Origin of the sequence: Streptomyces sp. SID14478, from assembly GCF_010548525.1 — a bacterium.
Lineage (GTDB): Bacteria > Actinomycetota > Actinomycetes > Streptomycetales > Streptomycetaceae > Streptomyces.
Window position 1 is genome coordinate 1 of the sequence record NZ_JAAGMG010000073.1, and the last position, 12052, is coordinate 12052.

13 protein-coding genes, 1 tRNA gene and 2 pseudogenes are annotated in these 12052 nt (G+C 68.9%); 8 read left to right on the top strand and 8 right to left on the bottom strand.

Features of this window, described 5'->3' with window-relative positions; translation table 11 throughout:
• Together G3I40_RS02515 and G3I40_RS02520 are read left to right on the top strand one after the other, a co-directional pair.
• Positions 1–220, top strand: a pseudogene (locus tag G3I40_RS02515) (FG-GAP repeat protein); the annotation flags it as partial.
• 40 nt (positions 221–260) lie between these two features.
• On the top strand, positions 261–1193 hold the full coding sequence (locus G3I40_RS02520; protein ID WP_164300497.1) for a Yip1 family protein: 933 nt from the start codon (positions 261–263) through the stop codon (positions 1191–1193).
• A gap of 42 nt (positions 1194–1235) precedes the next feature.
• Here G3I40_RS02520 and G3I40_RS02525 read toward each other — a convergent pair whose 3' ends face one another.
• A complete protein-coding gene (locus G3I40_RS02525) occupies positions 1236–2783 on the bottom strand; it encodes an FG-GAP and VCBS repeat-containing protein (protein ID WP_164300498.1) in 1548 nt (515 codons plus the stop codon).
• Positions 2784–2990: 207 nt separating this feature from the next.
• Here G3I40_RS02525 and G3I40_RS46850 point away from each other — a divergent pair, with 207 nt between their 5' ends.
• The 4 genes and pseudogenes from G3I40_RS46850 to G3I40_RS48070 form a co-directional block, all read left to right on the top strand.
• The gene (locus tag G3I40_RS46850; protein WP_343244800.1) at positions 2991–3653 is read left to right on the top strand and encodes a recombinase family protein; all 663 of its coding nucleotides are present in this window, start codon (positions 2991–2993) and stop codon (positions 3651–3653) included.
• Between the two features lie 21 nt (positions 3654–3674).
• A complete protein-coding gene (locus tag G3I40_RS46855; RefSeq protein WP_239091476.1) occupies positions 3675–4214 on the top strand; it encodes a zinc ribbon domain-containing protein in 540 nt (179 codons plus the stop codon).
• Positions 4211–4423 carry a hypothetical protein gene (locus tag G3I40_RS46860; protein WP_239091477.1) on the top strand — a complete coding sequence of 71 codons (213 nt, stop codon included), beginning with the start codon at positions 4211–4213 and terminating at the stop codon, positions 4421–4423. The genes G3I40_RS46855 and G3I40_RS46860 overlap by 4 nt, the downstream gene beginning before the upstream one ends.
• Before the next feature lie 231 nt (positions 4424–4654).
• A pseudogene (locus G3I40_RS48070) lies at positions 4655–4702 on the top strand (hypothetical protein); the annotation flags it as partial.
• 69 nt (positions 4703–4771) lie between these two features.
• Here G3I40_RS48070 and G3I40_RS02540 read toward each other — a convergent pair.
• A complete protein-coding gene (locus tag G3I40_RS02540) occupies positions 4772–5281 on the bottom strand; it encodes a phosphoribosyltransferase (RefSeq protein ID WP_164300499.1) in 510 nt (169 codons plus the stop codon).
• Between the two features lie 11 nt (positions 5282–5292).
• Complete coding sequence (dcd, locus tag G3I40_RS02545) at positions 5293–5868, bottom strand: dCTP deaminase (RefSeq protein WP_164300500.1); 576 nt, start codon at positions 5866–5868, stop codon at positions 5293–5295.
• Positions 5869–6415: 547 nt separating this feature from the next.
• Here dcd and G3I40_RS02550 point away from each other — a divergent pair.
• A tRNA-Gly gene (locus G3I40_RS02550) sits at positions 6416–6489 on the top strand.
• A gap of 625 nt (positions 6490–7114) precedes the next feature.
• On the opposite strand, the gene G3I40_RS02555 is transcribed toward G3I40_RS02550, so the two are convergent.
• Both G3I40_RS02555 and G3I40_RS02560 read right to left on the bottom strand, forming a co-directional pair.
• On the bottom strand, positions 7115–7906 hold the full coding sequence (locus tag G3I40_RS02555) for a hypothetical protein (RefSeq protein ID WP_164300501.1): 792 nt from the start codon (positions 7904–7906) through the stop codon (positions 7115–7117).
• Between the two features lie 197 nt (positions 7907–8103).
• Positions 8104–8544: a VOC family protein gene (locus G3I40_RS02560; RefSeq protein ID WP_164300502.1), complete on the bottom strand. Its 441-nt coding sequence runs from the start codon at positions 8542–8544 to the stop codon at positions 8104–8106.
• Positions 8545–8772: 228 nt separating this feature from the next.
• On the opposite strand from G3I40_RS02560, the gene G3I40_RS02565 reads away from it, so the two are divergent.
• Entirely contained in the window at positions 8773–9642 is an 870-nt protein-coding gene (locus G3I40_RS02565; protein ID WP_164300503.1) for a hypothetical protein, read from the top strand.
• Here G3I40_RS02565 and G3I40_RS02570 read toward each other — a convergent pair.
• The 3 genes from G3I40_RS02570 to G3I40_RS02580 form a co-directional block, all read right to left on the bottom strand.
• Positions 9611–11164, bottom strand: a complete 1554-nt coding sequence (locus tag G3I40_RS02570) for an AarF/UbiB family protein (protein WP_164300504.1) — start codon at positions 11162–11164, stop codon at positions 9611–9613. The two genes, G3I40_RS02565 and G3I40_RS02570, sit on opposite strands and share 32 nt — an antisense overlap.
• A complete protein-coding gene (locus G3I40_RS02575; protein WP_164300505.1) occupies positions 11161–11427 on the bottom strand; it encodes a hypothetical protein in 267 nt (88 codons plus the stop codon). The genes G3I40_RS02570 and G3I40_RS02575 overlap by 4 nt, the downstream gene beginning before the upstream one ends.
• Positions 11428–11439: 12 nt before the next feature.
• Positions 11440–12052: EF-hand domain-containing protein (locus G3I40_RS02580; RefSeq protein ID WP_203643278.1), on the bottom strand; the 613-nt coding region annotated here is incomplete at its 5' end.

Here is a 12052-nt window from a genome sequence, read left to right on the forward strand (position 1 = left end):
GTCCGGCGGCACCCGCGTGGTGGCCGCCTCGCCCGGCGCGGGCCGGGTCGTCGCCGTCGCGGACCTCGACGGCGACGGGCGCGACGACCTGGTGCTGCAGCGCGCCGCGAAGGGGTCGGGCGGCAAGGACGAGGTCGTCGTCCTGCGCGGCGCCAAGGACGCGGACCTGGTGGCGTCGCCTGCACAAGCCACGTTCTCCAGCTCCGAGTTCACCCGCTGACCGATCCCCTAGGGGGCACCGCGGGCCCACCCCGTAAGGGATGTCACAGCTCAGCCGCAATGCCGGGCCCGGAACCCCGGGCCCGGCATCCCGCCCCGCGAAACCAGGTACGTTCGAGTACGTGGCTGGATTCAGGAACGGACGCGGCCGGGACAACCGCGAAGCCCCGCAGGGACCCCCGCAGGCACCCCCGCCGTACTACGGGGGCGGCTCGCAGTGGCCCCGGAGCGACGACGGACGGGCGCACGGGCACGGGCACGGCGAGCCGGAATACTTCGGCGACCCGAACACGCCCCACCCCCAGGGCGGCTACGACCCGTACGCGGCGAACAACCCGGGCCACACCCAGCAGTTCTCGGTGAACGACGACCCGTACGCGTACACCCAGGGCGCCACCTACCAGGCGGGCTCGGCCGCGGCCGGCCCCGTCGGCCCCCGTCTGCACTGGAAGCAGCTGCTGTCCGGAGTCGTGCTGCGCCCGGCCCCGACGTACCTGCAGATGCGCGACTACGCGATGTGGGCCCCGGCGCTCATCGTGACGTTCCTCTACGGACTACTGGCGATCTTCGGCTTCGACGGCGCCCGCGAGGACGTGATCAATGCCACGCTCTCGGCGGCGATCCCGTACGTCCTCACCACCGGCGTCGCGATCACCCTCAGCTTCTTCGTGCTCGGCGTGGTCACCCACACCCTGGCCCGCCAGCTCGGCGGCGACGGCGCATGGCAGCCCACCGTCGGCCTGTCGATGCTGATCGCGGCCCTCACCGACACCCCGCGCCTGATCGTCGGCATGTTCCTCGGCGGCGACGAGGGCTTCGTGCAGCTCCTCGGCTGGGCGACCTGGCTCGCGGCCGGCGCCCTGCTGACCACGATGGTGGCCAAGTCGCACGACCTGCCCTGGCCGAAGGCGCTCGCCGCGTCCGCGATCCAGCTGGTCGCGCTGCTGTCGATCATCAAGCTCGGCACGTTCTGAGCGCACGTCCCCTGCCCGGGCGGCCCGGGCAGGGGACACGCATCAGTACCCTTCCGCGTACTCGATGTCCTTCAGCGGCCGCGAGTTGCCCAGCGACGCGCCGAACTGCGGGTAGCCCACCGGGTCCATGTCGGCCTCCTTGCCGCGCAGCCGGACCACGCCGGGCACCTCGACGCTCGCCTTCTGCCCGTCCGAGGGCAGCACGGTCACCGACCCGTCGCCGTTGTCGTCCCACAGGGAGCCGACGGTCACGTCCGCCCTGTGGTCCCCGTTCAGGTCGTTCATCAGCAGGTTCGCGCCCCACTGCTGGCCCGCCGCCCACGATCCGGGGACGCCCGGGGTGGCCTGGTGGAAGTACTGCACGCGGTTCTCGGTGTCGACGCCCCCGGCGCTGCCGTAGAGCAGGGTGACGGAACCCTTGTTGTAGTACATCGCCTCGGCGCCGCGGAAGTTCTCCTGCTGGGCGCCGACCGCCAGGTCCGCCTTCCCGTCACCGTCGATGTCACCGAGCGCGACGGCGCCGCCGAACTTGTCCCAGTCCTCCGAGTCACCCGGTATGTTCCCCGACTCCTGCGTGAGGGTCTGCATACGCTCCGAAACGCCCTTGGCGGAGCCGTAGTTGACGACGACCCGGCCGCCGATCGGGCCGTCTGCCGTGGTCTTCCCCCAGAAGGCGCCGATGGCGATGTCGTCGAAACCGTCACCGTCGATGTCGCCGATCGCCGCGCTCTCACCGCCGGACAGCCGCTTGCTGCCGACCGCGCTCGGACCGCTCGGCGAGCCCGGCAGGTAGTAGTTGGTGTTGTGGTGGACGCCCGCCGCGTCCGCCTTGTCGCTCAGACCGTCCACGATGAGGTCCGTACGGCCGTCCTTGTTGACGTCCCCCGCGGTGAGACCCAGGATTCCCGCGTCGACGGCGCCGCGCAGCGGCAGCGCGCGCGAGCCGACCTTGCCGGGCGTGCCGTCCTTGGCGATGCCGCCCGTGAAGACGTCCAGCGTGGCGGAGGAGGAGCCGATCACCAGATCGGTCGTGCCGTCCCCGTCGAAGTCACCGGCGGCGAGCCCCGCTCCGAAGTGGTCGTGCCGGGTCGGGGCGGGGTCCGCGAGGACCGTGCCCTTGCCGAGCCCCTGCGGGGAGCCCCACAGGATCTGCACCTCGCCGTTGTCCACGTCGCCGGGCACGTCCTCCCGCGGCGCGGAGACCGCGAGGTCCGCGAACCCGTCCGCGTCGAAGTCACCGGCCGCGGTCTGCGCCCCGAAGAGGTCGTACGCCTCCGAGCTCCCGGGCCCGTTCGCCGTGTCCTGGTCCACGTAGGTGTGCCGTGCGGGCGTCACCCCGTCGGCCCCGCCGTAGTACGCGACGACGGAACCGGCGCCCTTGATCCCGTCGCTGCCCTTGCCGAAGACCGCGCCGCCGACCCGGGTGCCCGGCGCACCGACGGCCAGGTCGGCCGTCCCGTCACCGTTGAAGTCACTCGGCACACCGGACCCCGCCGCGACCGCCGCCCCGGGAGCCACGGTCAGCAGCCCGCCCGCCACTGCGGCGACGACGGATGCGGCGAGTACGGCGCGGCGGTACCTGTGTTTCACGGGAGTTCTCCTGGTGTTCAGGTGACAACGACACCGACAAGACCCCCGAGGGCCGTCGATGGTTGTCCACCCCGCTCACCAGGCTCTACGCGTCGAGCACCTGCCCGGAACGCTGCACGACGGGAGGTTTAATGATTTATGCCGACTTGACTGCATAACGTTAGTAGCATTGCTGTGCTTTGGACCACAGGGGGAGGCACGGTCATCGTGGCGCGCAAGGTGGGGATCTACACCCGAATCTCTCGGGACGACGAGGGCGATTCGATGGGCGTTGCCCGGCAGAAGCAGGACTGTGAGCGCCTCGCCGATCTCTGGTCGTGGCAGGCCGTGAAGGTCTACGAGGACAACGACGTATCGGCGTTCAAGCGCAACGTCGTACGCGACGAGTTCGAGCTGATGCTCAAGGATCTTCGCTCCGGCCTCATCCACGGCATCGTCGCGTACGACCTGGACCGCTTGGCCCGGCAACCGCGTGATCTGGAACGGCTGATCGAGATCTACGACGAGCGGCCGAAAGCCGAGTTCGCCACGGTCACCAACGACGTGAACCTGGCGACTCCGGACGGCCGGACCATGGCCCGCGTCATGGTCGCGTTCGCCAACAAGTCCTCCCATGACGCGTCCCGCCGGATCAAGCGCAAGCACCTGGAGCTAGCTCAGCAGGGCCGGGACAGCGGAGGCCCGGCGCCGTACGGATGGCGCAAGGACGACCGCACGAAGGTCGACCCCGAGGCGGCCCGGGCGATCCGGCAAGCTCAGCAAGAGATCTTGGCCGGGGACCGCATCGGCACGATCCGCACGCGGTGGCAAGAAGAGGGGTTGGGCAACCCGCGCGCCGGCACAAAGCGCATGGCTCACCACCACGTCTAGCGCATCCTGACCAACCCCCGATTGGTCGGCTACCGGACCTACCACGGCGAGATCCTGACCGGGGACGATGGCGAGCCCGTTAAGGGCGAGTGGGAGCCGATCAACACCATGGCTGAGTGGGAGGCGGTGTGCGCGGCAGTCGCTGAGCGAAAGCAGCAGCGGCCGGGCCAGATGCTCGCGCGGAAGTACCTGCTCTCGGGCATCGCACGGTGCGGACTCTGCAAGACCAAGATCCGAGGCCAGGTGAACCAGCGATGGAAGCCCGGCTCGAAGGCCTCGAAGTTCTCGTATCAGTGCTCGGTGGTGAACGGCGGATGCGGCAAGGTCGGACGGGTAGGTGATCCCGTGGACAAGTTGATCGCGGAACTCGTACTCGAAGAGCAGCGCGACAAGACCGCCACACAGGGCGTTCCGGCCGAACAACAGTGGCCCGGAGAGGCCGAGTTGGACGCCGTGCAGGCCGACATTGGTCAGCTCTTGGAGGCCGAGAAGTCCAAACAGATCACCGTGTCCACGCTGCTTCAGCTTCTCCCCGCCAAGGAGAAGGAGCGTGACGAGTGAAGTTGGAGCGAGCCCGCTTCTACAAGGACCAGAAGCAGGCTGAGGCCCGAGAAGCGGCGGGAGACCTGTCGATGGTCGAGTTCTTTGATCTCCCCATCGAGCGGCAGCGAGAGATCGTGTTGCAGAGTCTCTCAGCCGTGATCATTCATCCGGCAGGGCGGGGACGACGCATCTTTGATCCCGCCCTGATCGATCCCATCTGGCGATAGCCCTACGACCGACCGTGCAGAAAGCGCACACGGCGCACCCACTCCTCATCGCGCGCAGGCGAATGCCGGAGATGCCCCGCGACACGGGTCTCACTCGGTGAAGGCTGGAGTGCACCCGGCAGGGCAAGATCCCGGTTCGACGTCCCGTCCATCGCCCGCAAGCGTCCACCGGCGGATGTTGCCGAGCGCGATGAGATCAGCGCCCGGAGACCGACGCCGGCCGAGGCCGCGATCCTCGGCCTTCTACCCGCCGTGCCAGTGCTCGATGGTCTGCACACCAGCCTCGACCAGGACGGAATTCCCTTGGAGGTGTCGCGCTGTGTCCACCGCGCTGACCGCACCGCGCCGTCAGAGGGCTTCCTTGTTCTCCTTAGGAGCCTCGCCAGACTTATGCACTGGAGGCAAGACACTCCACGGGAAGTTAATCCACTCATCGGTGCGCTTCCACACGTACTCGCACTTCACCAGCGAGTGCGACTTCTCATAGACGACGGCGGAGCGCACCTCGGCCACGGTGTCGAGGCAGAAGTCGTGCACGAGCTTCAGCGTCTTGCCCGTGTCGGCGACGTCGTCGGTGATGAGCACCTTCTTGTCGCTGAAGTCGATGGCGTTCGGGACGGGCGCGAGCATGACGGGCATCTCCAGCGTCGTCCCGACGCCGGTGTAGAACTCGACGTTCACCAGGTGGATGTTCTTGCAGTCGAGCGCGTAGGCGAGCCCGCCCGCGACGAAGACGCCGCCGCGCGCGATGCTCAGCACGACGTCCGGCTCGTAGCCGTCGTCGGCGATCGTCTGCGCGAGCTCGCGCACGGCGACCCCGAACTTCTCGTACGTAAGGTTCTCGCGTACGTCACTCATGTCGCTGTCGCTCACACCTGGGTCCGATGGAAATTGAGGAAGGAACGCGACGCGGTGGGCCCGCGCTGTCCCTGGTACCGCGAACCGTACCGATCGCTGCCGTACGGGAATTCGGCGGGCGACGACAGCCGGAACATGCACAGCTGGCCGATCTTCATGCCCGGCCACAGCTTGATGGGCAGCGTCGCGAGGTTGGACAGCTCCAGGGTCACGTGACCGCTGAACCCCGGGTCGATGAACCCGGCGGTGGAGTGCGTCACGAGCCCGAGCCGCCCCAGCGAGCTCTTCCCCTCCAGTCGCGAGGCGAGGTCCTCGGGCAGGGAGATGACCTCGTACGTCGACGCGAGCACGAACTCCCCGGGGTGCAGGATGAACGGCTCGTCGCCCTCCGGCTCCACCAGACGCGTCAGGTCGGCCTGCTCCACGCTCGGGTCGATGTGCGGGTACTTGTGGTTCTCGAACACCCGGAAGTAGCGGTCGAGCCGCACATCGATGCTCGACGGCTGAACCATCGATTCGTCGTAGGGATCGATCCGTACCCGCCCGGCGTCGATCTCGGCCCGGATGTCCTTGTCTGAGAGAAGCACGTAGCGAGGATACGCAGAGCGCGCGGGCCCGCCACAATCGGCGGGCCCGCGCGCTTCCCTGCGTCTGCTTGCGTGTTTGCGTGTTTTGCCTGTACGGCTACCGCTCGTCCGGTCCCACAGGAACGGCATGCCGCAACCGAGCACAGCGCGGGCACCGGATGAGCCGGCCAGGACCGAGACGGTCGGCCTTCTGCATCGGGAACGACGCGGTGCTGAACACGTGCCCTTCGGCACATCGGACGACGGTGCGTTCCATCGAGTCCATCAAAGTCCCGGAGTCCCTTCCCCACGAGCCTTGGGCCAGTTTCCTGACCGACGACGAGGGGCACATTACGGGATGAAAGGGACGGCGTTCCAGGCGGCGCTCCGCACGCACCCGTCCCCTGAACGACCCTCGCGCGGTCCGTCCACCGTACGCCTCAACTCCCTTCACCCGCAGTGACTTCCACCCTCCACAACGCAGCCGGGCCCCGGGGGCAGGAGCGCCCGGGACCCGGCATGAGGTAGAGTGTCCGGCAGTACATCACCGCTTCGGCGGGCGTACCACGCGGGTGTAGTTTAGTGGTAGAACATCAGCTTCCCAAGCTGAGAGTGCGAGTTCGATTCTCGTCACCCGCTCCATATGAAGCCCCCGGGTCCTCGGCCCGGGGGTTCTTTGTTGTCTGGACCCATTCAGCGCTCGCGCACCATAGCCGCACCACTAGCGCCTGCCAGGGCCTTCCGCGTTCCCTATGCGGTGCGCACGAACAGTCGCGTCAAGGCCGACGGCGACCTCCTGCTGACGCTCGTCGTCCGAGTGCTGATAGATCAAGGCGGCCCGTTCGGAGGACTGCCCCGCAGCTCCATGTGCGCCCGGAGTTCGCTCCGCAGGAATGAGGGAAGAAGCACGGTCCGGACCCCGGCATCCGACTTGGTCTCGCCGGGGGCACGGCGCCCGTTAGTCCGCTCCGGTTGAGCCAACTGCACCGGGATCTTCAGTGACTTGACGTCAGCGTCCCGTCGGCGCAGCCCGGCCAATTCCGGCCCGCTGCGCCGACGCCCGCCCCCTGTGGATAGGCCCGGAGGTCATGAGTCGAGCACCCCACGAGTCCGGCCCACGCGCAAGGACGATGCCTCCGGCGGGGGATCGGCCGACTTCGGGATGGAGGGGGCACCGTGCTCGACGGCCGTGGGCACATCGTGGCGAGCGTGGGGCCCTATCCCGTCCACCATCGACGCAGGCAGAGGGTTAGTGGTGGTTGGGGTATTAGGATCCCTCGGACGCCAGTGATTCAATCGCCGCTATTAGCGAGGCGGGTTCGCTGACGCTCGGATCAGTCTCTACTATCGAGATCGTCTTCCCGAGGGTAGCGGCTCGGTCCATTTCCCTACTACGTAGACCTTCGGAAACCGCAGCAGTGGTCACAATGACCCCTTTGCTATATTCGGAGGTCAAAATCATGTCCACGTGAGCCAATAGGTGTGTTGGTTTAATGAACTGCGCAGGAGGGGCGTAGAGCCAATCCACTGCGATATTTGATCCTTCGTGCGCCACTACGAAGTCGAAAGTTCTCCTGTTCGACCCGACCTTTTCGCTCACATTCCCCCCATACCTTGCCCTCAACGCTGCACCGATGCGATCGTGAAGCAGTTCCAAGTCCATCTGGACTCGTGTTACGTTGCGAACGCGCGGGAGGTTAGCCGAGCCGGGATCGTAGGCCTCCATAACTGCGATGGCTGGCTCGACCTGATCGGGGTCGGATTCCCGAATCGCCGCTAGAGCCTCCTCTCTGCGAGCGGCGAGGTTTACCTCATTATCGCCAAAACGAGCGCGAGTTATAGGGGAACCGGTTATAGACATCAGAATCAGAATTGCACCAATAGCGACCATGACAGCGGGCCCGGCTTCACTCTTCGACATAAATACTGCCGCGCCCCCGGCCCCAACGATGAGAGTCCCGATAAATCCGGACCACGCCCGCTCCCATCGAGAAAGAGGCCTACTTGGACGATCGTGGACTTCTTCGGGAATGTCCTCATTGTTCTGTGTGTCGCTCACACGGGCGACCATACAAGCGCCACCCATTCCGCGCCGAGAGTTTGTCGCATTGAGAGATCCGTCTGCCCCCGTGCCAGGTTGGGCGGGGAACCACGGGGAACGGCTCCATATGAAGCCCCCGGGTCCTCGGCCCGGGGGTTCTTTGTTGCCCCTGCCCCTACCCCCTGCCCCCTGGCCCTGGCCCTCGGCGTCGCGCCTCAGGACAGTTGCTCGGCCAGGCCGACGATGATGCCCTCCGGGCCGCGGACGTAGCAGAGCAGGTAGGTGTCCTCGAACCGGGCGATGTCGCCCAGGACTTCGGCGCCGTGGGGGCGCAGGCGGGTGACGGTGTCCTTGAGGTCGTCGACGGCGAACATGACGCGGTGCGTGCCCAGGATGTTGTGCGGCTTGTCGCGGGGGCCGTCGCTGGTCGCCGCGGGGGTGCGGTACCTGGCCAGCTCCAGCCGGCTGTGGCCGTCCGGGGTGCGGATCATCGCGATGTCGCAGTGGACGCCGTCGAGCCCGGTGCACTGGTCGGCGACGGGGCCCTTGACCTCGGCCCTGCCCTCCAGCTCCATACCGAGCTCCACGAAGAACGCGATGGCGGCCTCCATGTCCTCGACGACGATGCCCACGTTGTCCATCCGCTGAATCGCCATGCTGCCTTCTCCTCGTTCGGTGTGCGGCCCATCGTGGCCGCTCCTGTCCCGGGGACGGAGCAGGCGCCGGGTTCTCGACATCGGTGGGGCACCGATCTCCGCCGGATGGCAGCGGTGTCCGGTTCGCGGGGGAAACGGGGCCGTGCGCGCCCTGTCCGACACCGAGGGTTCGCCGGACCCACACCCGGCCGCCACCCGGACACCATCCCGGAACGTCAGAGTCCGGCCATGTCGATCACGCCGATCACGCCGCTGACGCGCCGCGCCGCGTCCACCGCCCTGGCCCTCGCCGCCGCCGTCGCCCTCGCCGCCCAGGCGACGCCGGCCTCCGCCGCGTCCAACGCCGTCCCCACGTACGAGGTGAAGATCAACCTCACGACGGCCGCGCTCGACTCCGCCCACGCCCCGCTCGCCGCGGTCAAGTCGGCCTTCGGGATCACCGGTTCGGCCACGGCGCGCTCGTACGCGTACTACGACACGGACGCCCAGGGCCTCGGCGGCCAGGGCTGGGACGTGCGGCTGCGGCACAAGAGCGGCAAGGACTTCGAGGAGACGTACAAGAAGCGGTTCGCGGTCACCGGCGGGGACGTCGACGCCGCGCTCGACGCGGCGAACGCCGCCGGGTTCGACAGCAGTGACGACAACTACGCGGCCGAGGTGGACTGGGGGTACGCCAAGCAGACCCTCAGCTTCAGCAACGAGAAGAGCCACAGCGACTCCGGGTACTCCGGCACCGCGATGCCGAGCGGGGCGACCGGGCTCGGCTGGGTCGCCGCCGACGTCCCCGGCAAGCTCGCCGACTGGAACTCCGACGGCTGGGGCGCCGGGACCCTCGGCGCCTCCCGGGTGCACGGGCCCGTGACGTCGGCCGTGTACGAGGGCGCGTGGGAGAGCTCCGACGACGCGAGCATCGAGGTCGTGCCCGTGGTCGGCGCGAGCGGCAGCGGCACGGAGTACGTCGTCGAGCTGTCGTTCAAGACCGACGACCCCGAGGACGCCGCCGCCCTGCACGCCGACGCGATCTCGGTCGCCGAGGCGAAGGGCTGGCTCTACAAGGGGGACATCCTCAAGACGCAGACGATCCTGGACCGTTACTGACCACTGCCGCCCGTACGCCGAGGCGTCGCATCCCCCACACCGCGAGACCGGCGGCGAGCAGGGGGGCGACGCGGCGGCTGAGGATGCCGTTGCTGTCGCTGCCCATGCCGTGGCCGGGCAGCAGGCCGACCCGCATGGTCAGTTCGCGGTTCGCCAAGTCCCGTAGGAGCGAGCGGAGTTGGTCGACCGTCGAGTTGCCGGCGACGATCAGCTCCATCGCGCGGCGGGCGGTCTGCTCCTTCGAGAACACGTCGCGGGCCAGCTCCACCATCACGTCCGTGAGGGCGTCCTCGAAGACGTCGAGCGCGGAGAGTTCGGGCGCGAGCCGACGCACCGAACCCTCGATGTTGGTGATGGACTTGCCGAGCATGCCGACCATCGGGCTGGTGCGGATGCCGCGCTGGGCGGCGCAGCGCAGGACGTCGGTGAGCGCGACGCCGAAGTCGAGGTCCTCCAGGGCGGCCGACGCGATCCGGGGCACGAGCCGGGTCAGGTCCTGCTGGAAGCCCAGCAGGTCGGCGAACTCGGTGGTGCGGCCCATCTCGGTCCAGGCCGAGGCGAGGCCGCGCGCGTCGTTCTGCGCGAGGCTGGTGAGGGCCATGACGCCGAGCGAGCCGAGGTTGCGGTCGATGCGGCCGACCATGCCCCAGTCGATGAGGGTGGCGCCGTGCTCGGGGTCGACGAAGATGTTGCCCGGGTGCGGGTCCGCGTGGAACATCCGCTCGACGAAGTAGCCCCGGTACATGAAGGAGAGCAGGTCGCTGCCGATGCGGTGGCGCTGCTTCGGCGTGAACGCGGACAGGTCGGCCTGGTTGAGGGAGGCGCCCGGGGCGAGGCTCTGCAGCAGGACCCGGCCGGTGGCGAGGTGGACGTCCGGGACGTGGACGCCCTTGAAGTCCTGGGCCATGCGGCGGCCCTGCGCCATGTGCTTGGCCTCCGCCGCGAAGTCGAGTTCGGGCTGCATGCAGTCGAAGACGATCTGCAGGGTCGCCTCGACGTCGAGGACCGAGTCGATACGGGGGACGGCGCGGCCCGCGATCCGTGCGGCGCGGCGCAGTTGGGCCATGTCGGCGTACACCCGGGCGCGGGTGCCCGGGCGCTGCACCTTGAGCACGGCGGTGCGGCCGTCGGTCAGGACGACCCGGTAGACCTGGGCGAGGGAGGCCGAGCCGAGCGGTGTGTCCGTGTCGATGTCCCGGAAGCGGCGGCACCAGTGCGCGCCGAGCTCTTCCCTGAGCACCGGCTCAAAGAGGGCGAAGGGCTCGGTGTGCACCGCGTCCTGGAGGTGGGCGAGCTCGGTGAGGACGGCGTCCGAGACGACGTCCGACCTGGTGGCCAGGACCTGGCCCACCTTCACCCAGAACGGCCCCAGCTGCTCGATCGTCTCCCGGATGCGGCGGGCCCGGCGCCGCTGCCCGGCGAGTGCGGACTGCTCCACGTCGATGCGTTCGCGGGAGGCGAGCACGTCGGAGACGAGCAGGGTCATGAGGCGGGCGACCTGGAGGTTGCGGCTGCGGCTCACGTCGACGGCCCGTCCTCGAACAGTCCCTGCAGGTCCGCGAGGCGGGCGCCCCGGTGCGGCAGGCACGCCGTGATGACCTGGGCCACCGTGTCGAGGGTGCAGTCGGCGCCGGTCCGCTCGTGCCGCACGCGCAGCCGCTCGCCGGCCTGCAGCCGGGCCCGGAACTCCTCCAGGCCGACGACGTCGCCGTCCGCCGGGTCCCGCAGCCGTCCGTCGCAGGTGCGCAGCAGCACCCGGAGCGGGCGGGGGTCCTCGTCGCTCATGGAAGGCTCCTCTCAGCGGCCGAAGAGGCGGGCGCCCGCCTCGACGTCCGCACGGACGGCGAAGAACTCCCGCAGGGCGTCCAGGAATTCGTCCTTGGTGATGCGTCCGTCGCCGTCGGCGTCGAGTTCCTGGAAACCCCGGCTGAGGTCGGCGGGGTGCAGCTTGGGGCCGAAGACCGTGCGGTACTCGCTCATGTCGAGGTGGCCGCTGCGGTCCCGGTCCGCGACGTCGAAGACCGCCGCCATGGCCGGGAGCAGGCCGTCTCGTACGTACGGGGAGTCCGCGTCGTCGGCCGGGCGGGTGCCCGCGACGAACTCGGCCCGGGACACCCGGCCGTCGCCGTCCTCGTCGAGCGCGGACAGCCGGGTCCACCAGGTGTCGAAGGCGTCGTAGACGCGCTGCTCGGCGTCGTCGGTGAGGTCGAGCGGCCAGCACACGGCGCGGGCCATCGCGTACAGGTCCTCGCGGGTCGCGAAGCCGTCGCCGGTCTGGTCGAGGACGTCGTCGAAGAACCGTCCCACCCGCGCCGGACGGGACGCGTCCGCGGCCTTGCGGGGTTTGGGCAGGGGGCGGCGTGCGGTGCGCGGCGCGAGGGGGCCGCCCGTCAGGGCCGCGGCGGCGAGC